Genomic DNA, 19,676 nt, shown 5'->3' with positions numbered 1-19,676 from the left:
CGCCGATGAAGAAGATGCACCTGGTCGCCTATCTGAAGACCGGGCCGAGTGCCAGCTACCCCGGAAGCTGGCGCCACCCGACGGCGACGCTGCACGACCTGTTCGAGCCGTCCCGCTACGAGCATATCGCCCGCGTGCTGGAGGCGGCCTGCTTCGACGCCTGCTTCTTCGCCGATGGGCTCGGCCTGCCGGACAACTACAAGAATCACTTCGCGGACTATGCGGGGCGCGGCGGGCAGACCAGCATGCTGGACCCGATGGTGGTGCTGCCGCTGATGGCGCGCGTCACACAGCATCTCGGCCTTGGCGCCACGTTGTCCACCACCTTCCACAATCCCTACAACCTGGCCCGCGCGCTGGGCTCGCTCGACCTGATCAGCAAGGGGCGCGTGGCGTGGAACGTGGTGACCACGGCGCGGGAGTTCGAGGCGCAGAATTGCGGCCCCGAATCACTGCCGCCGAAGGAGACGCGCTACGACCGCGCGGATGAGATCCTGGAAGCCTGCTGCGCGCTGTGGGATGGATGGGATGCGGATGCGCTGGTGCTCGACAAGGCCAGCGGCGTCTTCGCCGACGCTACGAAGATCCGCTACGCCAATTATGCCGGCCAGCATGTTTCCTCGCGCGGACCGCTCTCCATCCCGCGCAGCCCGCAGGGGAGGCCCGTCATCATGCAGGCCGGTTCCTCCGAGCGCGGGCGGCAATTCGCGGCGCGCTGGGCGGAGATGATCTTCTGCTCGCCGGCGACCAAGGCCGCCGCCATCGCCTATCGCAGCGACATCCGCGGGCGAATGGAAGCGATCGGCCGCAATCCCGACGAATGCGCCGTGCTGCCGACCCTGCAACTGGTAATCGGCGAAACGGAATCGATCGCGAAGGAGAAGGCGGCGCTCTACGCCTCCCTCGCCGATCCGGAGCTGGTGCTCGCCGCCAGTTCCTGGGCCGTCGCGGCCGATCTCAGCCTGCTGGAGACGCCGGAGGCGATCGAGGGACAGGGCGGCAACCAGGGCGTCCAGGGCCACCGGGACCGCATGATGCAGGTGGCCAAGGCCAAGGGCATCAGCTTCGCCGAGGCCGTGCGCCGCCCGCGCGACCTGACGGCCGGCACGCCCATGATGATCGCCGATATCATCGAGGATTGGTACCGGTCCGGCGCCTGCGATGGCTTCATCCTGCCGCCCACCACCTTCCCCACCAGCTTCGAGGAATTCGGCACCATGGTGGTGCCGGAACTGCAACGCCGCGGCCTGTTCCGCACCGCCTATGCCGGCGCTACATTGCGGGAGAATTTGCACAATCCGGGGTGAGGCCGTCCGATGACCGCAGGGCCGAATGGCCCGAAGGTCTGCGCCGGCCGCCGGCAGGGAAGGAAACGCCATGGAATACCGCAATCTGGGCCGCAGCGGCCTGCGCGTCTCGCCGCTCTGCCTCGGCGCCATGATGTTCGGTGGCGCCACGGATGAGGCGACGAGCCGCCGCATCATCGATACGGCGCGCGGCCAGGGCATCAACTTCATCGACACCGCGGATGGCTATAATGGCGGCGCGTCGGAGGAGGTGGTGGGGCGCGCCATCGCCGCCGATCGCGCCTGGTGGGTGCTGGCGACGAAGCTGGCCAACCCGGTGATGCCCGGGCCGAATGGCGGCGGGCTGTCGCGGCGCTACGCCTTCCTCGCCGTCGAGGCCAGCCTGAAGCGGCTGGGCACGGACTGCATCGATATCCTGTACTGGCACAAGGAGGATCATCGCACGCCGCTGGCGGAATCCGTGCGCGCCATGGCCGACCTGGTCCGCGCGGGGAAGATCCGGCATTTCGGCGTCTCCAACCATCGCGCCTGGCGCGTGGCGGAAATCTGCCGGCTGTGTGATCTGGCGGGCATCGACCGGCCGGTGGTCAGCCAGCCGCTGTACAATGCGCTGAACCGGATGGTGGAGGTGGAGCACCTGCCGGCCTGCGCCGAACTCGGCCTCGGCGTCTTCCCCTATTCGCCGCTGGCGCGCGGCGTGCTGACCGGCAAGTACAAGCCGGATGCGGCGCCGCCGGAAGGCACCCGCGCCGCGCGCCAGGACAAGCGCATGATGGAGACGGAGTGGCGCCCGGAAAGCCTGCGCATTGCCGCGCAGATGGCGGCGCGCGCGGCGGAGCGGGGGATCAGCGCCGGGCAATTCGCCCTCGCCTGGGTGCTGCACAACCGCCTGGTCACCGGCGCCATCGTCGGACCGCGGACGGAGGCACATTGGGCGGGCTACATCGGCGCGCTGGATTTTCGTTTTTCGGCGGAGGATGAGGCGCTGGTGGATGGGCTGGTCGCTGCCGGCCACCCCTCCACCCCCGGCTACAACGACCCGGCCTATCCGCTGGAAGGCCGCGTGGCGCGCTGACTACCGCTGCCGCCAGCCCTGCGTGGCGCGCGCCACCAGCCCGCCGGTGGCGAGCTGCAGCAGCTTCACGGATGCGGTGATGGCCAGGATGGTCACGGCCATCGCGGCCGCCGCGCTGGACTGCCCGGCCTCATCCATATGCACCACGGCGACGGAGGCCGGCTTGGTGTCCGGGCCGTACAGGAAGATCACGGCGGAGACCGTGGTCATGATGTTGACGAAGGCGTAGACGGCGATGTCGAGGATCGCCGGCAGGCAGATCGGCACCGTCACCCGCCCGAAGGTCACCACCGCCGGTACCTTCAGGGATGCACCCACCGCCTCGAATTCCGGGTCGAGCTGGCGGATCGCGGTCACCGCAGTCAGATGCATCACGGTGTAGAAATGCACCACGCCGTTCAGCACCAGGATCGCCAGCGTGCCGTAGAGGAAGCCGAGCGGATTGGCTGGGTGGTTGAAGAACAGGATGAAGGCGAGGCCCAGCACCAGTCCGGGGACCGCCAGCGGCACGCCGGCGATGAAGCGCACCGCGCCGGCCACCGCCCCGCCCGGCGACCCACGCTCCAGCAGCCAGGCCGTGGTGAAGACCAGCGCGGTGCCGCAGATGGCGGCGGTGGCGGCGATGCGCACCGAATTCCACAGCGCTGCCCAGCCCGATGTGTCGAAGCGGTCGAAATCGTAGTTCTGCAGCGTCAGGGCCAGGTTGTACGGCCAGAAGGTGACCAGCGAGCCCCAGATCGCCACTGCCACGAGCGAGACCAGCGCCCCCGCCACCAGCAGGCACAGCACCAGCAGCGGCAGGTCCCGGGCGCGGCGCGGCCGCGGCAGATAGGGCACGGCGCGGCCGGAGAGCAGGCCGCTACGCTGCCGCTGCGCCCAGCGATCCGCAGCAAATGCCAGCAGCGCCGGCAGCAGCAGCACCAGCCCCACCACCGCGCCCATGTTGAAGTTCTGCAGCCCGACGACCTGCTTGTACACATCCGTCGCCAGCACCGGGAACTGGCCGCCGATCACCTTCGGAATGCCGAAATCCGTGACCACCAGGGTGAAGACCACGACGCAGGCGGACACCAGCCCGTAACGCGCCATCGGCAGGGTGACGGTGGCGAAGATGCGGAGATGTCCGGCGCGCAGCACCGTCGCCGCCTCATACAGCCGCGCATCGGCGGTGGACAGCGCAACGGCCAGGATCAGCGCGGCATGCGGGAAGCAATAGAAGACCTGCGCCACGATGATGCCGATCGGGCCATAGATGCTGTGGCCGAACAGCAGGTCGCGCAGCATGCCCTGGTTGCCGAACAGGTAGATCAGCGCCAGCGCCGGCAGCAGGGAGGGCGCCAGTACCGGCAGCAGCATCACGGCGCGGAAGAAGCCCTTGGCCGGGATGCAGGACCGCGTCAGCGCATAGGCGAAGCCGAAGGCCAGCGGCACCACCAGCGCCGTGGTCAGCGCTGCGGTCCAGACGCTGTTCCAGGCGGCCAGGCGCAGGCTGGGCGTGGTGGCATAGGCGGCGAAATTGGCCAGGCCCACGAAACCGCCATCGGGATCCTGGAAGGCGCGCAGCAGCAGCGTGCCGAGCGGCAGCACCAGCCCCGCCACCAGCACCGCCAGCGCCAGCAGCAGCCCGAGGCGCAGCAGCCGCGCCTCCAGCGGCACGATGGGCTGCATGGCGGCCTGGGCGGGGGCCTGCGCAGGCAGCGTGGCGTCAGACATCCCGCGGGAACACCATCAGCCGTTCCGCTGGCAGGGCGGCCAGCAGCACCTCCCCGATCGCGGGTGCGACGGCCGGGTTCACATCCGCCTCCAGCTGCAGACGGCCCGCCTGCAGCGTCACGCGGCAGACCGGGCCGAGGAATTCATGGTGCATCACCCGCGCCGCGAAATTCCCCTCCAGCGCCGTGGCGGTGGGGCCGAGGGCGACATCCTCCGGCCGGATGAAGGCCTGCACCGGCGCGCCATACAGCATGCGCCGCGCGCCCAGGCAGGGCAGCGTCAGCCCATCCGCCACCAGCGTGCCGGGTGGCGCATCCACCACCGCGTTGAAGCGGCTGGCATGGCCGACGAAGCCGGCGACGAAGGCGCTGGCGGGGTGGCGATAGATCGTCTCCGGCGTGCCGATCTGCTCGATCAGGCCGCGGGACATGACGACGATGCGGTCGGAGACGCCCATCGCCTCCTCCTGGTCATGCGTCACCATCACGGTGGTGACGCCCAGGCGGCGTTGTAGCGCGCGCAGTTCCTGGCGCAGGTGCTGCCTTACCTGGGCATCCAGCGCCGAGAGCGGCTCGTCCAGCAGCAGCAGGCCGGGTTCCGCCGCCAGGGCGCGGGCCAGCGCCACGCGCTGCTGCTGGCCGCCGGAAAGCTGCGCCGGATATTTTCGGGCGTGTTCGGCAAGGCCGACCAGGCCCAGCAGCTCCGCCACGCGGTGGGTGCGGCGCGAGGCCGGCCAGGCGCGGCCGCGCAGGCCGTAGCCGACATTGTCGGTCACGGTCAGGTTGGGAAACAGGGCATAGGATTGGAAGACGATGCCGAAATCCCGCGCCGCCGGCGGCAGGAAGGTGATGTCCCGCCCATCCTGCAGGATGCGGCCGCTGGTCGCCGGGTCCAGCCCGGCGATGGCGCGCAGCAAAGTCGTCTTGCCGCAGCCGGAGGGGCCGAGGAAGCTCACGAACTCCCCGGCCGCCACCGTCAGGCTGGCGCGTTCCAGGGCGATGGTGGTGCCGAAATGCTTCGACACCTGTTCCACCACCAGATAGGGCGGTGCCGCGGCCGCGGTGTCCGTCGCCGGTGCCGCGGCCAGCTGCGCGCTCATCAGTTCCGCGGCGCCGACTTGCTGTCGAAGCGGCCGGACCACTCGCGCAGGATCGCATCCCGGCGCAGCGCCACGTCGCGGAAGTTCTGGCTGACCAGGCGCTGCTCGAACTCGGCCGGGTAGTTCTGCACCGCCGGCTGCACGCCCGGCAGGGCGACCAGCGCGTAGTAGCGGCCATACAGCTCCATTGCCGGGCGGCTGACCGCGAAATCGGCCAGGCGCTTCGCCGCTTCCAGGTTGCGGCTGCCGCGCATCAGCGCCGTCGCCTCCAGGTCGAAGCCGACGCCATCGGTCGGCACGATGATCTCGATCGGCGCGCCCTGGTTGCGCAGCGTCACCGCGCGCATGTCGAAGGAGATGCCCAGGCCGTATTCGCCGCGGGCGGCGTTGTTGCAGGGGGCGCTGCCGCTGTGGGTATAGACCTGCATGTTCTCGTGCAGGTTGGTCATGTAGGTCCAGGCCGCGTCATTGCCCTGCGCGCCGAGCCAGCCGGCCACGGTCAGGAAGCCGGTGCCGGAAGAAGCCGGGTTCGGCATGACGATCTGGCCGCGATAGGCCGGGTTCAGCAGATCCGCCCAGGTGCTCGGCCGCGGCAGGTTGCGCTGCTGCGCCACCACCGTGTTGAAGCAGATGGCGGAGACGAAGGCATCCATGCCCGTCCAGGTCATCGGGCTGCGGTCGGAACGGAAGTTCGGTCGCAGCGCATCCGCGCCCTGCGGGGTGTAGGGCTCCAGCATCTCCTGCGCTTCCATCTGCAGCAGCGAGAACACGGACAGGCCCCACACCATGTCGGCGCGCGGGTTCTGGCGCTCGGCGATCAGCCGGGCGGTGATGATGCCGGTGGAGTCGCGCACCCAGGCGATCTCGATCGAGGGCACAGCGGCCTCGGCGGCGCGCTTGAACGGGGCGAGCTGTTCATTCTCCAGCGCCGTGTAGACAGTGAGGCGCGTGCGCTGCTGCGCCTCGGCCTGGGGCGGCAACAGGGTGCAGGCCAGCGCGAGGGCGGTGGCGGTCAGGGTGCGGCGGTTCATCGTGGCGGCTCCGGGCGTTCCGCGCGGCTTGATGGCGCAGCCGGAACGGGCCGTCACGTGACGGTTTCATGGCGCCGCGGCGCTACAGCTTCGCCAGTTCCTCCGCCAGCCAGGGACGCACGGCGATGGTGTGGCGCAGGTAATGGTGCCAGCGCAGTGCCAGCACCTGGTCGGACAGCAGGAAGCGCTTGGCGTCGGAGGCCGTCGTCGCATCCACCTGGTGCAGCGGCCGCCCGCAGGCGGCGGCCATGGCGCCGAGCTGGATGCGGCAGGCCTCGTCCAGCATGATGGCGCAGTGCACCGCCTCCCGCACATTGCGGCCGACCACCAGCGTGCCGTGGTTGGCCAGCAGCAGGGCGCGGCGCGGGCCGAGTGCCGCTGCCAGCAGCGCACCGGTTTCCGCCGTATCGATGATGCCCTCATACTCGGCGTGCAGTGCGCAATCCTCGTGAAACATCAGCGCGGATTGGAACAGCGGCAGCAGCTCGCAGCCTGTCGCCGTCAGCATCACGGCGCTCGGGCTGTGGGTGTGGATGACGCAGCCGATGTCGGGGCGCACGCGATACAGGGCGGCGTGGATCACCAGGGAAGGATTGACGCGGCCGGGGCCCGACAGCACGCGCAGCGTCATGTCGGCATTGTGCAGGTCCGCCGCGCGCACTTCCTCGAAGCCCTGGCCGTAGCCGTGGCACCAGAAGTCCTGGGCGCCCGGTGCGCGGGCGGTCAGGTGGCCGGCGATGCCGGCATTCTGGCCGTGCGTGTCGAGGATGTGGTAGGCGGCCAGCACCTCCCGCTTCAGCTCATCCATGCGCCGTCTCCGGAATGCGGTTGGCGCCTTCCGCGATGCGCAGGCAGGCGGCCTGGTGTTGCGCATCGCCGTGCACCGCCCGCAGCTCCGGCGCGGTTTCCTGGCAGGCGGGCACGGCCACCGGGCAGCGGCTGGCGAAGTGGCAGCCGGGCGGCAATGCGATGGGGGAGGGGATCTCGCCCTCCAGCACATGCCGCCGCAGCACCGCTTCCGGGTCGGCCGGCAGATGCGCGGACATCAGCGCCTGCGAATAGGGATGCGCCGGCTGCGCGAAGACCCGCGCGGCGGGCGCGTATTCCACCATGCCGCCGAGATACAGCACCATGATGCGGTCCGAGATCAGCTTCACCGTGCCGAGGTCGTGGCTGATGAACATCATCGCCACGCCGGTCTCCGCCTTCAGCTCCGCCAGCAATTCCAGGATGCCGGCGCGCACCGACAGGTCGAGCGAGCTGGTCGGTTCATCCAGCACGATCAGCTTCGGCTGGGTGGCGATGGCACGCGCGATGCAGACGCGCTGGAGCTGGCCGCCGGACAGTTCCGCCGGGTAGCGGGTGAGCAGTTCGGTGGTCAGCCGCACGCGCCGCGCCAGATGCTCGGCGCGGTCCTGGCGTTCGCTGCGGGAAGACTTCGTGTGCAGCAGCAGCGGTTCCGCGATCAGGTCGCCGATGCGGACGCGCGGGTTCAGCGCGCTCCACGGGTCCTGGAACACCATCTGCATCTCGGCGCGCAGCGGGCGGCAGGCGGATTCCGGCAGATGCGTGATGTCGCGGCCTTGGAAGCGGATGCGGCCGGCGGTGGGCTTCAGCAGGCGGATCACGGCGCGGCCGATGGTGGATTTGCCGGAGCCGCTCTCGCCGACCACGCCCAGCGTCTCCCCAGCCGCGATGGAGAAGGACACGCCATTCACCGCATGCACCGTCCGGCCGCCCTGCGCCGGGAAGTGCTTCTTCAGATCCTCGACCTGCAGCACGGGATTCATGCGGCCACCCGGTGGCAGCGTGCCACATGCCCGGCGCCCAGCGCGACATCCGGCGGCGGCGTCGCACAATCAGCGCCCGCCTGCGGGCAGCGGTCGCGATAGGCGCAGCCCTCCGGCAGGCGGAACAGGTTGGGTGGCGGGCCGCCCACGGTGCGTGGCCCGCCGAGCCGCAGCCGCTCCGGCGTCGCACCGATCAGGTTCGCGGTGTAGGGGTGCGACGGATTGGCGAAGACCTGGCGCACCGGGCCGGATTCGACGATGGCGCCGGCATACATCACCGCCATCTCGTCGCAGTAATGCGCCACCACGCCCAGGTCATGTGTGATGATCATGGCGCCGATGCCGGTGCGCCGCACCAGGTCGCGCAGCAGGTCCAGGATCTGCGCCTGCACCGTCACATCCAGTCCCGTGGTGGGCTCGTCCGCGATCAGCAGCCGCGGCGCGTTCATCAAGGCGAGAGCGATCAGCACGCGCTGCGCCATGCCGCCCGAAAGTTCATGCGGCCAGGCGGCCATGCGCCGTGCCGGGTCCGGGATTCCGAGCGAGGCCAGCATCTCTACCGCCCTCTCCCGCGCCGCCTTCTCGCTGGCCTTGCGGTGTGCGCGATGAATGCGGATGAGCTGGTCGCCGATGCGGGTCAGCGGGTCCAGCGATGATTTCGGGCTCTGCACCACCAGGGAGATGTCGCGGCCGCGCAGGGCATTCACCTCGGCCTCCGGCATCGCCAGCAGGTCGCGTCCCTCGAACAGCGCGCGGCCGCCGACGACACGGGCCGGTGGGCGCAGCAGGCCCATGATGGAGGTGGCCGTCAGCGACTTGCCGGCGCCGGTCTCCCCCACCAGGCCGAGGATGCGGCCGGGCTCCAGCGCGAAGGACACGCCATTCAGCGCGCGCGCCACGCGGATCTGGTTGTCCAGGTCGCGCGAGATGAAGTGGGTGTGCAGGTCTTCGACACGAAGAAGCGTCACCGTGTGGCGGCCTTTCGGCGTGGATCGAGCATGTCCTGCATCCCGTCGCCCAGCATGTTCAGCCCCAGCACCATCAGGATCAGCGCCAGGCCCGGGAAGATGCCGACCCACCACTGCCCGGTGACGAGATACTCGGCGCCCTGGCGGATCATGGCGCCCCATTCCGGCGTCGGCGGCTGGATGCCGACGCCGAGGAAGGCCAGCGTCGCGGAGATGCGCACGGCCCAGGCAGCCCGCACCGCGGTCTGCGCCATGGCGCCTTGGATGGCATTGGGCAGGATATGCACGAACAGGATTCGCCAAGTGGGATTGCCGGCGGCGACGGCGGATTCGACGAAGGTGGAACCGCGCAGCGCGATGACCTCCGCCCGCACGACGCGCGCAAAGACCGGGCTGTCCAGGAAGCCGATCACCAGCACCACGTTCAGCAGCGACGGGCCGGCGGCTGCCACCACGGCGAGTGCCAGGATGATGGAGGGAAAGACGCGCAGCGCATCGAAGCCGCGCATCATGATCTCATCCGGCCAGCCGCCGCGATAGCCGGTGTAGAGGCCGAGCGGCACGCCCGCCAGCAGCCCGACCAGCACGGCGGGGATGGCGATGCCGAAGGCCCAGCCGGCGCCGGCGATGACGCGGGACAGCACGTCCATGCCGTTGCCATCGGTGCCGAAGGGATGCGCGGTGCTCGGTGCCGCCAGCACGTTGCGCGGCTGCGCCATGATGGGGTCGTAGGGCGTGAGCCAGGGCGCGAAGATCGCCATCAATGCGAAGACCAGCATGATGGCCGCACCGATGGCCAGCGTCGGGCTGCGCCGCGTGATTCCGGCGACACGCAGCGCCCAGCGTGGCGGCGGCGCGACGGTCGCGCTCATGGTGCCGCCCCGGCGCGTGGTTCGGTCAGCATGACGAAGACATCCACCACCAGGAAGACGATCACGGAGAACAGCGCCAGCACCAGCACATAGCCCTGCACCACCGCGAAATCCCCGGCGATGATGGCCGACAGCCCGTATTGCCCGAGGCCACCCCAGGCAAAGACGTATTCGATGAGGGAGGTGGTGCCGACCAGCCCGGTGATCTCCGTGCCGATGAAGGTGACGATCGGCGTCATGCTGTTGCGCAGTGCCATGGCGCGAATCTGCCTATGCGGCAGCCCCTGCGCGCGGGCGTAGCGGATGTAGTCCGAGGCCAGCACCTCCAGCGCGATCGCCCGTGTCTGCTTGATGATCGGCGCGGCGGAGATGATCGCCACGCACAGCACCGGCAGCACCAATTGCCCGAAGGCGGATCCGGCGGCTTCCCAATCCGCGGCCAGCAGCCCGTCGATCAGGTAGCTGCCGGTGATGCGGTCCGGTGGCGTCAGGAACAGGTCGATGCGGCCCATGCCCGGCGGCGCCCAGCCCAGCAGGTAGAAGAACACGAACAGCATGATCAGGCCGAGCCAATAGGTCGGCACGGAAAAGCCAAGCAGCGACAGGAAGCGCGTGACCTGGTCGAAGCCGCCATCGGGGCGCAGGGCGGCGCGCAGACCGGCGGGAATGCCGAGGCCGGCGCCGATCAGCACGCCCCAGAACAGCAGTTCGATGGTCGCCGGCGCGCGGTCCAGGATTTCCGCCAGCACGGGCCGGTTGCTCAGCCAGCTATTGCCGAGATCGCCCTGCAGGACCTTGCCGAAATAGACGCCGAACTGCACCCAGATCGGCTGGTCCAAGGCGAGCGAGGCGCGGACCAGCGCGATTTCCTCCGTCGTCGCGGTGGGACCGGCGAGCAGCCCCACCGGATCGCTGCCGCTGATCCGCACCAGCAGGAAGGTGAACAGCAGGATCACCGCCAGCAGCGGCACGACCAGCAGGATGCGCCGGGCGAGAAGCCCGGTCATCAGCCCACCTTCAGGTCGTACCAGCGCTCATGATCATCCGGATGCGGGCACCAGCCGGAGATGTTGGGTGCCATCGCCTCCCACACGCTCGGATAGACGGTGGCGATCCAGGGCGCCTCCTCCATCCACAGCGCCTGGGCCTGGCGCATCAGCTCGTTGCGGCGCGGCACGTCGAGGCTGGTGCGCGCCTCATCGATCAGCGCATCCATGCGCGGGTCGGCGAAGCGGGCGCGGTTGGAGACGCCGCGCGAATGCGCCAGCAGATAGGTGGTGTAGACCGGGTCGAGCACGATGCCGCCATCCTCGAAGGCGAAGAACGGCATGTCCTGCCGGGCGGGGGCGCCGCGGGCGCGCATGTCGCTGTCGCTGATCCGCACGGCGCGGGCCTTCACGCCGATGGATTGCAGCTGCGAGGCCACCTGGATGGACAGCGCCTCCTCCCAGTTGAAGATCTGGCTGTAGAGGATCTCGACATCCTGGTTGAAGTCGAAATTGGCCTGCGCCAGCAGCGCCTTCGCCTGCTCCGGATTGTGGTCGTATTTGAAGGCGCTGGGGTCGTAGCCGGCGACGATGGGCGGGATGATGGAGCGGGCCTGCTCGGCCAGTCCGAAGAACACGCCCTGAATCAGCGCCTGCTTGTCCACGGCATAGTTGAAGGCCTGCCGCACCAGCTTGTTGTCGAAGGGCGGGAAGCGCAGGTTCATGCGCAGCGAGGAGATGGTGCGGCCGAAGCTGTCCTGCGTCTTCACCCGCCGATCCGCGCGAAGCTCGGCCACCTGCTGCAGCAGCGGGCGATGGATCCACTGCACCTGGCCGCCGCGCAGCAGGGTGATGCGGGATGCAGCGGAAGGGACGGCCCGGAAGATCACGCGGTTGAAGTGCGGCTGCTCGCGGAAGTAGTTCGGGTTGGCGATGAACACCGCCTGCTCGCCGGACCGTACCGAATCCAGGTGGTAGGCGCCGAAGCCCGCGGTGTGGGTTTCCATCCACTTCAGGCCCCAGGGGTCCTCCGTGGTCGCGTGCTTCTTCACCTCGGTCGAGTCGTAGATGCCGGGCACGTACAGCGTCAGCGCCGAGAGCAGGATCAGGCTCGGGGCGGAAAGCGTGAACTCCACCTCGTAGCGGGACTTCGCCTTCACGGCGGTGACGTTGGCGACGTTGGCGATGAAGTTGCCGGTGCGGCGCTGCGCGAAGGACTTCGCCCAGCTCCACTCCACATCCTCGCCCGTCAGCTCATTGCCGTAGAAGCTTTTCACGCCCGGTCGCAGCTTGAAGACCCAGCTCTTGCCGTCCTCGGAACTGGTCCAGCTTTCGGCCAGATGGCCCTCGATGACGTCCGGGTTGAGATAGGGGCGGCCATCGCGTTCGGTGCGGCCGTAGCGGGTCAGGCCCTCATAGACCTGCACCACGGTTTCCTGGGTGCCGGGGCGCAGCGCGTCGCCGTCGAACCCTTCCGGCGCGCCGGGCGCGGCCAGCAGCAGGGTCCGGCCGCCGCGCTGTGCCAGCACCGCGGGGGCGCCGAGCGACGATCCCGCGGCCAGTGCCGCGGTGCCCAGCAGAAGGTCGCGCCGTTCAATGGTCATCAATTCGGTCCCCGTTCGCCCCGCGCGCATTGACACCGCTTCCGGCAAATATATCAAGACTGGGATGCAAGTGCCCTTCCAGGGCGCGCCAGGCAGAAAGGCTTCCCATGCACGATTTGGTCATCCGCGGCGGCACCATCGTCGACGGCACCGGCCAGCCGGCCTTCACCGGGGATGTGGCGATCGACGGAGACCACATCACGCAGGTCGGCGGCAAGGCGGGCCCGGCCAGGCGCGATGTGCCGGCGGAGGGCCGGCTGGTGACGCCCGGCTGGGTCGACGTCCACACCCACTACGACGGCCAGGCCACCTGGGACCCGGTGCTGGCGCCTTCCGTCTGGCATGGCGCCACCACCGTGCTGTTCGGCAATTGCGGCGTCGGCTTCGCGCCCGTCCGCAAGCGCGACCACAAGGCCCTGATCGACCTGATGGAAGGGGTGGAGGATATTCCCGGCATCACCCTGACCGAGGGGTTGAAGTGGAATTGGGAGAGCTTCCCGGAATATCTGGATGTGCTCGGCTCCATGCCGCGCACCATCGATATCGGCGCGCAGATCGCCCACCACCCGCTGCGGGTCTATGTGATGGGCGAGCGCGGGCTGAACCGCCAGGCCGCCACGGCGGATGACATGGAGGAGATGGCGACGCTGACGGAGCATGCGCTCCGTGCCGGCGCCTTCGGCTTCACCACCTCCCGCACCGACCAGCACAAGACGCCGACCGGCGACCTGGTGCCCGGCCGCTATGCCGAGGAGAAGGAACTGCTGGCGATCGGCCGCGCCATGGGCCGCGCCGGCCGCGGCACCTTCGGCATGCTGTCGGATTTCGAGGATGAGGCGGCTGACTTCCGTTGGATGCGGGAGCTGTCCACCATCTCCGGCCGCCCGGTGTGGTTCCTGCTGACGGATCGTAACTACGACCCGCAGCGCTGGCGCCGGCTGATGGCGAATGTGGATGCGGCGCGGGCCGATGGCCTGCCGCTATCCGCGCAGGTGGCCTGCCGCCCGGTCGGGCTGATCCTCGGCCTGACGACGTCCCTGAACCCCTTTGCCCTGCGCGAGGGTTTCCACGAGCTGGCCGCGCTGCCGCCGAAGGAACAGCTCGCGAAACTGCGGGAGCCGGCGGTTCGGGAAAAGATCCTGGCGGAGGAAGCCTCCGCGCGGCTGCTGCATGTGGTGCCGCCGTTGTCGCGGCAGATCGCGACGCGCTGGGACAACATGTTCGCCCTGGGCGATCCGCCGGACTACGAGCCGCCGCCGGAGCGTTCCATCGCGGCGCTCGCCGCCAAGGCCGGCCAGGACCCGGCGGCCTTCTGCTACGACTACCTGACTGCCGATGATGGCGGGCGGATGCTGTACTTCCCCGTGGTGAACTATGTCGGCGGCGACCTGTCCGTCGTGCATGACATGATGCTGCACCCGCATACGGTGAACGGGCTTTCGGATGGCGGCGCGCATTGCGGCGTGATCTGCGACGCCTCCATGCCCAGCTTCATGCTGACCCATTGGGTGCGCGACCGCGCGCGGGGCGACCGTGTCTCCCTGGAGTTCGCCGTGAAGCGGCAGACCAGCGAGACGGCGGATTTCTTCGGCATGACCGATCGCGGCCGGCTGCAGGCCGGCAAGAAGGCGGACGTCAACGTCATCGATTTCGAGGCGCTGCGCCTGCACCACCCGGAGATGATCTACGACCTGCCCGCCGGTGGCCGTCGCCTGGTGCAGCGGGTGGAGGGCTACGACATGACCATCGTGTCGGGCCAGCCGATCATGGAACGCGGGCAGGAGACGGGCGCGCGCCCGGGCAAGCTGGTCCGGGCCTGAAGCCAGTCTCCCCCGGCCGGGGGGTGGGGAAAGGGGGCAGGCCGCCCCCTACTCGTCCCGCCGCGGCCGGGCCAGCAGGCGGCCGATCGCCGCATCGATGGTCAGCCCTCCGGCCAACAGATCCGCCACCGCGGCACAGACCGGCAGTTCAACCCCCGCCGCGGCGGCGCGTGCCACCAAGGCGGGCGCCGTCTCCACCCCCTCCGTCACCCCGGCGCGGCTGGCGAGCACAGCTTCCAGCGACGTGCCGCGCGCCAGTTCCATGCCGAGCGAGGTGTTGCGGCTGCCCGGCCCGGTCGTGGTCAGCAGCAGGTCGCCCAGGCCTGAAAGCCCCGCCGCCGTCTCCGCCCGCCCGCCCAGCGCCACCACCAGGCGCGAAAGCTCGGCCAGGCCGCGGGTGACCAGCGCGGCACGCGCATTCTCCCCCAGCCCGGCGCCGATCACCGCGCCGGCCGCGATCGCGATCACGTTCTTGGCGGCGCCGCCGACCTGCACGCCCAGCGGGTCGTCGCCGCCATACAGGCGGAAGCCGGAAGTGCCGAGCAGATCCGCCGCCAGCCCGCGCAGCGCCGCGTCGCGGCTGGCGATGACGGCCGCCGCCGGCAGGCCGCGCGCCACTTCATGCGCGAAATTCGGGCCGGAGAGCACGGCGGCATGCGCCTGCGGGCGAAGCTGCGCCAGGATTTCCAGCGGCAGGCATAGCGAGCCGCGCTCCACCCCCTTGGCGCAGACCACCAGCGGGCAGCCGCCGGGCGGCAGGGCGGCGACCACGCCGCGCAGATGCTGCACGGGCACCACCGCAAGGGCGAAGGCGGCGCCCTGCAGCGCGGCGGCGGCATCGGCGGTCACGGTGATGGCGGCGGGGAGGGGCTGGCCGGGCAGGTAGCGCGCATTCTCCCGCGCCTCCGCCATGGCGGCGGCGCGGGCGGCGTCGCGCGTCCACAGCGCCACCACATTGCCGGCGCGCGCCGCCTGCAGGGCGAGCGCGGTGCCCCAGGCGCCTGCGCCGAGGATCGCGATGCGATTGGCGCGCGCCATGGCCAGGCTTCCTATTCCGGGGTGATGCGCTGGACCAGGACGGCCGCCCCCGCCTCACCGGCCGCCAGATGCGGCAGCAGCGCGGACAGGATGGCCTCCGCCTGTTCGGCGAAGCCGTGCGGCGCATTGGCGACCAGCAGGCCGCAGCCATTCAGCCGGGTGGGGTCGGTGGGTTCGCGCAGCAGCAGCTCGGCGGTGATGCAGTCCGGCACGGCGGCATCGCGCAGCGCGGTGTGGAAGGCGCGGACCGGGGCGCGGTGCTTGATGGGATACCAGGCGGCGATGATGCCCGCCCGGAAACGGTGGCGCAGCCGGGCGAGGGCGGCGGCACAACGCTCGAACTCGCCGGGCTGCTCGAAGGGTGGGTCGATCAGGACCAGGCCGCGGCGCTCGGGAAAGGGCGTCAGCGCCTCCACCGCCTCCCAAGCATCGCGCAGATGCACGGCGACCTGGCGGTCACGGCTGTAGCGGGCGCGGAGCGTGGCGTGGTCCTCCGGGTGCAGCTCGCACAGCACCAGGCGGTCATCCGGCCGCAGCATAGCGCGGGCGAGGTCGGGGGAGCCGGGGTAGATGTCCGGAAAACCGGCGGCGCGGACCAGGGCGGTGTAGTCCGCCAGCGGGCCTTCGGTGACATCGGCGACGCGGCCGATGCCCTGGCGCCATTCGCCGGTGCGCTCCGCCTCGGTGGAGGCCAGCACATAGCTGCCGAGACCGGCATGGGTGTCCAGCACCCGGAACGGCTTGTCCTTGCCGCGCAGGGCCTGCAGCAGCGCCACCAGCAGCGCGTGCTTGGCGACGTCGCAGGCGTTGCCGGCGTGAAAGGCGTGTCGGTAATTCACGCCGCAGCGGGTAGCGCCACCGGTGGGGCGGCGCAACCCGCCGTAGCAGGGAACGGCTTAGTAGCGGCGGGGCGCCGTCGCGGCGCCGCCCACGGCACCCACGCCGCCACCGATCAGCGCGCCGGTGCCGGCATTGCCGGAGAGGGAGCCCACGGCGGCACCCGTGCCGGCGCCAAGCAGGCCGCCGGAAACTGCGCGCTGACCGGGCGTCTGGCCGCATGCGGCGACGGCGGCGGTCAGAACCAGGGCGGCGGCGAGGCGAGGGATCATTGTCATGCGGCGTCCTCCAATGTGGTCCTACTCGGGGAACGCGGTGGGAGGGAGGGAGGTTCCGGCGCTCCGGAGCGGATCGAAATGGTTCTGCCGCGGGTGCCTCGGCCTAGCGGGGGAAATGCTCGACATGCGTCTCCGCCGTCCGCCCGTAGTAAAGGACCCGGCGCCCGAGGAAGGAGACGATGTAGCCGGCACAGCCGAGTGCCTTCACTTTCTCGCAGAACGCCGCATAGGCATAATCCGGCGCGTCGGACTGCGCCCAGCGGATCTGCGCCGCCACGCCCGCCCCGTCGAAGACCGCCGCAACCTCGTCCGGGCAGGCGCGGTTCTGCAGCACGGCGCTGTCGCCATCCGGCAGGAAATAGGTCGTCGTATTGCGGCGGTAATCGGTCGCATAGCCCTCGAAGCCCGCCTGGACCAGGGTGCCGATGATCTCCGGGAAGGACATCGTCCGGTCATAGGCCGCATCCAGGCAGCGTTGCGCGAGGCTGATCCGTTGCGCGTCCATGGCGCTCTCCTTGTCCATTGGCTGAGGTGCGGGGCCGCCTTCGACGTCAGTCGACGGGGGCCCTGGTGAGTTCGTGCGCCCGGGCGATCTTCCGCAGCAGCGCGCCGAGATGGTCCCGCTCCGCCGGGGCGAGGGTGTCGAAGAAGGCGGCGTCGTTCCCGTCGGCGATTCGCGCCAGTTCCGGCACCAGGGCGCGGCCGGCAGGCGTAAGGCTGAGCATCTGTCCCCGCCCGTCTTCCGGATTGGGCGCGCGCTGCACCAGCTTCTTCTCGGACAGGCGATCGGCGAGCTTGGAGATCGCGCCCTTGGTCATGCCCATCCGCTCCGCCAGCAGGGATGGCGCGAGGCAATCCGCGTCGTGGAGCGCGCGGAGGAAGACCCATTCGGCGACCGTCACGCCCTGGCCCTCGATTTCCCGGGCGAAGTCCTGGGAGACGGCGTTCGAGACCATTCGCAGCCAGTAGCCGAGATGGTCGTGGAGGTCGGAAGGGGGCGGGGTGGGCGACATGGGCAATCCTTGTTGAGAAGGAAACTATCTCCCGGAAGTTTCCTTGTCAACTATATGTCTCCCGGCACGGCTCCCGGCTTCAGCCCGCCGCGACCAGCTCCCCGAGCGGCCAGCGCGGCCGGGGTGCGTGGTCCAGCGGTTCCGTCAGCCCCGCCCGCAGCCGCTCGATCCCGGCCCAGGCGATCATCACCGCATTGTCCGTGCATAGCCGGATCGGTGGCGCCACCAGCGGCAGCCCGGCGCGGGCCGCCACCCCGGCCAGGGCGGTCCTGATCCCCTGATTGGCCGCGACGCCGCCGGAGACCACCAGCGCCGTCGCCCCCGGGGCCATCGCCAGCGCATGCGCCGCGCGATCGGCCAGGGTGGCGGAGACGGCGGCCTGGAAGCCGGCGGCGAGATCGGCGCGGCCCTGCGGGTCCAGCCCCTTGGCCACGATATTCGCCACCGCCGTCTTCAATCCGCTGAAGGAGAAGTCGCAGCCGGCGCGGCCGAGCAGCGGCCGCGGCAGGGTGAACCGCTTCGCATCCCCTGTGGCCGCCAGCCTTTCCAGATGCGGCCCGCCGGGCCAGGGCAGGCCGAGCAGCTTGGCGGATTTATCGAAGGCCTCGCCCACCGCGTCATCCAGCGTGGTGCCCAGGCGGCGATGCCGGCCCACCCCCTCCACCAGCACGCATTGGCAATGCCCCCCCGACAGCAGCAGCAGCAGGTACGGGAAGGCCAATCCGCCCGGATGCACCCCCGGCAGCCGCGGCGTCAGCGCGTGGCCCTCCAGGTGGTTGATGGCCAGGTAGGGGATGCCCTGGGCGATGGCGATGCCCTTCCCCAATGTGGCCCCGACGATCAGCCCGCCGATCAGGCCCGGCCCGGCCGTCGCCGCCACGGCTGCCAGCCCGGCGGGGGTGGTGCCGGCCTGGTCCAGCACGCGGCGCACCAGCGCCGGCAGATGCGCCAGGTGGGACCGCGCCGCGATCTCCGGCACTACGCCGCCATAGGGGGTGTGTTCCGCGAGCTGGGACAGCACCGCCTCGGCCAGGATGGTGCCATCGGCGCGCAGGATCGCGGCGGCGGTCTCGTCGCAGGAGGATTCGAGTCCGAGCACCAATTCGTCGTCTTGCAGGCTTCGCATCGGCTCCATCATCCCGACCCCTTCATCAGCCGCATCTTTCAACGCCGGATCTTTCAACGTCAGCCCGTGGGGCCTAATAGGCGGCATGTCCGCCGTTCATCCTGCCCAGCCCTATGACGGGCCGCATGCCCGCCAGGCGCCGAACCCCATCCGGCCGCATTTCCGCAGCCTGCCGCTCCGCGTCGGCACCCGCGGCTCGCCGCTCGCGCTGTGGCAGACGCGGCACTTCCTGTCGATCATCACCCGCTTCTGCCCGGTGCTGCGCGATGCCAAGGCCTTCGAGGAACATGCCATCGCCACCTCCGGCGACCGGATCCAGGACAAGCGCCTGGCCGATATCGGCGGCAAGGGCCTGTTCGCCAAGGAGATCCATGAGGCGCTGCTGGATGGCCGGATTGATTTCGCCGTCCACAGCCTGAAGGATCTGGAGACGGAACTGCCGCCCGGCATCGTCCTGGCCTGCACCCTGCGGCGGGAGGATGCGCGGGACGCGCTGATCCTCGGCCCGAGCTGCGGCACGCCGGACCCCTCCGACCCCTTCGCCGCGCTGCCTGCCGGCGCCGTGATCGGCACTGCCTCCGTCCGCCGGCAGAGCCAGATCCTGCATGGGCGGCCCGACCTGCGGATCGAGATGATCCGCGGCAACGTCCAGACCCGGCTGGCGAAGCTGGCGGCGGAAGGCGGCCCGGCGGCGACTCTGCTGGCCCTCGCCGGACTGCGGCGGCTGGAGATGGAGGACCGAGCCTCCGTCATCCTGGACCCGGATGCGATGGTGCCGGCCGCCGGCCAGGGCATCGTCGGCGTCACGGTGCGGGCGGATGATGTGGAACTGCACGAGCTGCTTTCCGCCATCGAGGACCGGGAGGCGGCGGCGGTCAGCCAGGCCGAACGCGCCCTGCTGGCGGCGCTGGACGGGTCCTGCCGCACGCCGATCGGCGGCCATGCCCGGCTGCTGAGCGATGGCCGCCTGCACCTGACCGGCCTGGTGGCCCGCGCCGACGGGTCGTTCCTGCTGAAGCGCAGCGCCCTGGGCGCGGTGGCGGAGGCGGCGGCGCTCGGCCGGGAACTGGGCGAGAGCCTGCGCCGCGACAGCCCCGCCGACATCTTCGCCTGACAGCT

At 70.3% G+C, this 19,676-nt stretch carries 19 protein-coding genes; 4 read left to right on the top strand and 15 right to left on the bottom strand.

The features are described from left to right. Positions 1–5: 5 nt before the first annotated feature. Both HB662_RS04050 and HB662_RS04045 read left to right on the top strand, forming a co-directional pair. Positions 6–1,307 carry an NtaA/DmoA family FMN-dependent monooxygenase gene (locus HB662_RS04050; RefSeq protein WP_245185390.1) on the top strand — a complete coding sequence of 434 codons (1,302 nt, stop codon included), beginning with the start codon at positions 6–8 and terminating at the stop codon, positions 1,305–1,307. A 70-nt stretch (positions 1,308–1,377) separates the two neighbouring features. Next, on the top strand, positions 1,378–2,382 hold the full coding sequence (locus HB662_RS04045; protein ID WP_168047361.1) for an aldo/keto reductase: 1,005 nt from the start codon (positions 1,378–1,380) through the stop codon (positions 2,380–2,382). On the opposite strand, the gene HB662_RS04040 is transcribed toward HB662_RS04045, so the two are convergent. From HB662_RS04040 to HB662_RS04000, 9 genes are all read right to left on the bottom strand, one after another. After that, entirely contained in the window at positions 2,383–4,095 is a 1,713-nt protein-coding gene (locus HB662_RS04040) for a putative 2-aminoethylphosphonate ABC transporter permease subunit (protein WP_168047359.1), read from the bottom strand. Further along, positions 4,088–5,194 carry an ATP-binding cassette domain-containing protein gene (locus HB662_RS04035; RefSeq protein WP_168047357.1) on the bottom strand — a complete coding sequence of 369 codons (1,107 nt, stop codon included), beginning with the start codon at positions 5,192–5,194 and terminating at the stop codon, positions 4,088–4,090. Before HB662_RS04035 ends, HB662_RS04040 begins: the two co-directional genes overlap by 8 nt. Further along, positions 5,194–6,225, bottom strand: coding sequence for a putative 2-aminoethylphosphonate ABC transporter substrate-binding protein (locus HB662_RS04030; RefSeq protein ID WP_168047355.1), 1,032 nt, complete (start codon positions 6,223–6,225; stop codon positions 5,194–5,196). Before HB662_RS04030 ends, HB662_RS04035 begins: the two co-directional genes overlap by 1 nt. 82 nt (positions 6,226–6,307) lie before the next feature. Continuing rightward, the gene (locus HB662_RS04025) at positions 6,308–7,033 is read right to left on the bottom strand and encodes a class II aldolase/adducin family protein (protein WP_168047353.1); all 726 of its coding nucleotides are present in this window, start codon (positions 7,031–7,033) and stop codon (positions 6,308–6,310) included. Further along, the gene (locus HB662_RS04020; RefSeq protein ID WP_168047351.1) at positions 7,026–8,015 is read right to left on the bottom strand and encodes an ABC transporter ATP-binding protein; all 990 of its coding nucleotides are present in this window, start codon (positions 8,013–8,015) and stop codon (positions 7,026–7,028) included. Before HB662_RS04020 ends, HB662_RS04025 begins: the two co-directional genes overlap by 8 nt. After that, positions 8,012–8,983, bottom strand: coding sequence for an oligopeptide/dipeptide ABC transporter ATP-binding protein (locus HB662_RS04015; RefSeq protein ID WP_168047349.1), 972 nt, complete (start codon positions 8,981–8,983; stop codon positions 8,012–8,014). Before HB662_RS04015 ends, HB662_RS04020 begins: the two co-directional genes overlap by 4 nt. Next, the gene (locus HB662_RS04010; protein WP_168047347.1) at positions 8,980–9,855 is read right to left on the bottom strand and encodes an ABC transporter permease; all 876 of its coding nucleotides are present in this window, start codon (positions 9,853–9,855) and stop codon (positions 8,980–8,982) included. Before HB662_RS04010 ends, HB662_RS04015 begins: the two co-directional genes overlap by 4 nt. Continuing rightward, a complete protein-coding gene (locus HB662_RS04005) occupies positions 9,852–10,862 on the bottom strand; it encodes an ABC transporter permease (protein ID WP_168047345.1) in 1,011 nt (336 codons plus the stop codon). The genes HB662_RS04010 and HB662_RS04005 overlap by 4 nt, the downstream gene beginning before the upstream one ends. Beyond that, complete coding sequence (locus HB662_RS04000; protein ID WP_168047343.1) at positions 10,862–12,445, bottom strand: ABC transporter substrate-binding protein; 1,584 nt, start codon at positions 12,443–12,445, stop codon at positions 10,862–10,864. Before HB662_RS04000 ends, HB662_RS04005 begins: the two co-directional genes overlap by 1 nt. 107 nt (positions 12,446–12,552) lie before the next feature. Here HB662_RS04000 and HB662_RS03995 point away from each other — a divergent pair, with 107 nt between their 5' ends. Continuing rightward, the gene (locus HB662_RS03995; protein ID WP_168047341.1) at positions 12,553–14,265 is read left to right on the top strand and encodes an N-acyl-D-amino-acid deacylase family protein; all 1,713 of its coding nucleotides are present in this window, start codon (positions 12,553–12,555) and stop codon (positions 14,263–14,265) included. 48 nt (positions 14,266–14,313) lie between these two features. Here HB662_RS03995 and HB662_RS03990 read toward each other — a convergent pair whose 3' ends face one another. From HB662_RS03990 to tsaD, 6 genes are all read right to left on the bottom strand, one after another. Continuing rightward, positions 14,314–15,303 carry an NAD(P)H-dependent glycerol-3-phosphate dehydrogenase gene (locus HB662_RS03990; protein ID WP_168047339.1) on the bottom strand — a complete coding sequence of 330 codons (990 nt, stop codon included), beginning with the start codon at positions 15,301–15,303 and terminating at the stop codon, positions 14,314–14,316. Positions 15,304–15,314: 11 nt separating this feature from the next. Then, positions 15,315–16,142: a 23S rRNA (adenine(2030)-N(6))-methyltransferase RlmJ gene (locus tag HB662_RS03985; protein ID WP_168047627.1), complete on the bottom strand. Its 828-nt coding sequence runs from the start codon at positions 16,140–16,142 to the stop codon at positions 15,315–15,317. Between the two features lie 57 nt (positions 16,143–16,199). Next, entirely contained in the window at positions 16,200–16,418 is a 219-nt protein-coding gene (locus tag HB662_RS03980; RefSeq protein WP_168047337.1) for a YMGG-like glycine zipper-containing protein, read from the bottom strand. Between the two features lie 103 nt (positions 16,419–16,521). Then, positions 16,522–16,923 carry a DUF1398 domain-containing protein gene (locus HB662_RS03975; protein WP_168047335.1) on the bottom strand — a complete coding sequence of 134 codons (402 nt, stop codon included), beginning with the start codon at positions 16,921–16,923 and terminating at the stop codon, positions 16,522–16,524. 46 nt (positions 16,924–16,969) lie between these two features. Further along, complete coding sequence (locus tag HB662_RS03970; protein WP_168047333.1) at positions 16,970–17,431, bottom strand: MarR family winged helix-turn-helix transcriptional regulator; 462 nt, start codon at positions 17,429–17,431, stop codon at positions 16,970–16,972. A 79-nt stretch (positions 17,432–17,510) separates the two neighbouring features. Beyond that, positions 17,511–18,557 carry a tRNA (adenosine(37)-N6)-threonylcarbamoyltransferase complex transferase subunit TsaD gene (tsaD, locus tag HB662_RS03965; protein WP_171970207.1) on the bottom strand — a complete coding sequence of 349 codons (1,047 nt, stop codon included), beginning with the start codon at positions 18,555–18,557 and terminating at the stop codon, positions 17,511–17,513. Between the two features lie 85 nt (positions 18,558–18,642). Between tsaD and hemC the strand changes: the two genes are divergently transcribed. Beyond that, on the top strand, positions 18,643–19,671 hold the full coding sequence (gene hemC, locus HB662_RS03960) for a hydroxymethylbilane synthase (RefSeq protein WP_168047329.1): 1,029 nt from the start codon (positions 18,643–18,645) through the stop codon (positions 19,669–19,671). Positions 19,672–19,676: the final 5 nt, after the last annotated feature.

Source organism: Falsiroseomonas frigidaquae, assembly GCF_012163145.1.
In the GTDB taxonomy this organism is placed as follows: Bacteria; Pseudomonadota; Alphaproteobacteria; order Acetobacterales; family Acetobacteraceae; genus Falsiroseomonas; species Falsiroseomonas frigidaquae.
Note: the sequence above shows the minus strand (reverse complement) of the source record. Positions and strands in the feature narration are given on the sequence as shown.

What these genes read in the sequence shown, in the direction of transcription:
- HB662_RS04035 (WP_168047357.1), bottom strand. Translation starts at nt 5,194, where the DNA reads ATGAGCGCGCAGCTGGCCGCGGCACCGGCGACGGACACCGCGGCCGCG.
- HB662_RS04000 (WP_168047343.1), bottom strand. Translation starts at nt 12,445, where the DNA reads ATGACCATTGAACGGCGCGACCTTCTGCTGGGCACCGCGGCACTGGCC.
- HB662_RS04025 (WP_168047353.1), bottom strand. Translation starts at nt 7,033, where the DNA reads ATGGATGAGCTGAAGCGGGAGGTGCTGGCCGCCTACCACATCCTCGAC.
- HB662_RS03990 (WP_168047339.1), bottom strand. Translation starts at nt 15,303, where the DNA reads ATGGCGCGCGCCAATCGCATCGCGATCCTCGGCGCAGGCGCCTGGGGC.
- HB662_RS03980 (WP_168047337.1), bottom strand. Translation starts at nt 16,418, where the DNA reads ATGACAATGATCCCTCGCCTCGCCGCCGCCCTGGTTCTGACCGCCGCC.
- tsaD (WP_171970207.1), bottom strand. Translation starts at nt 18,557, where the DNA reads ATGCGAAGCCTGCAAGACGACGAATTGGTGCTCGGACTCGAATCCTCC.
- HB662_RS04010 (WP_168047347.1), bottom strand. Translation starts at nt 9,855, where the DNA reads ATGAGCGCGACCGTCGCGCCGCCGCCACGCTGGGCGCTGCGTGTCGCC.
- HB662_RS03975 (WP_168047335.1), bottom strand. Translation starts at nt 16,923, where the DNA reads ATGGACGCGCAACGGATCAGCCTCGCGCAACGCTGCCTGGATGCGGCC.
- HB662_RS03995 (WP_168047341.1), top strand. Translation starts at nt 12,553, where the DNA reads ATGCACGATTTGGTCATCCGCGGCGGCACCATCGTCGACGGCACCGGC.
- HB662_RS04045 (WP_168047361.1), top strand. Translation starts at nt 1,378, where the DNA reads ATGGAATACCGCAATCTGGGCCGCAGCGGCCTGCGCGTCTCGCCGCTC.
- HB662_RS04005 (WP_168047345.1), bottom strand. Translation starts at nt 10,862, where the DNA reads ATGACCGGGCTTCTCGCCCGGCGCATCCTGCTGGTCGTGCCGCTGCTG.
- HB662_RS04040 (WP_168047359.1), bottom strand. Translation starts at nt 4,095, where the DNA reads ATGTCTGACGCCACGCTGCCTGCGCAGGCCCCCGCCCAGGCCGCCATG.
- HB662_RS04020 (WP_168047351.1), bottom strand. Translation starts at nt 8,015, where the DNA reads ATGAATCCCGTGCTGCAGGTCGAGGATCTGAAGAAGCACTTCCCGGCG.
- hemC (WP_168047329.1), top strand. Translation starts at nt 18,643, where the DNA reads ATGTCCGCCGTTCATCCTGCCCAGCCCTATGACGGGCCGCATGCCCGC.
- HB662_RS03970 (WP_168047333.1), bottom strand. Translation starts at nt 17,431, where the DNA reads ATGTCGCCCACCCCGCCCCCTTCCGACCTCCACGACCATCTCGGCTAC.
- HB662_RS04050 (WP_245185390.1), top strand. Translation starts at nt 6, where the DNA reads ATGAAGAAGATGCACCTGGTCGCCTATCTGAAGACCGGGCCGAGTGCC.
- HB662_RS04030 (WP_168047355.1), bottom strand. Translation starts at nt 6,225, where the DNA reads ATGAACCGCCGCACCCTGACCGCCACCGCCCTCGCGCTGGCCTGCACC.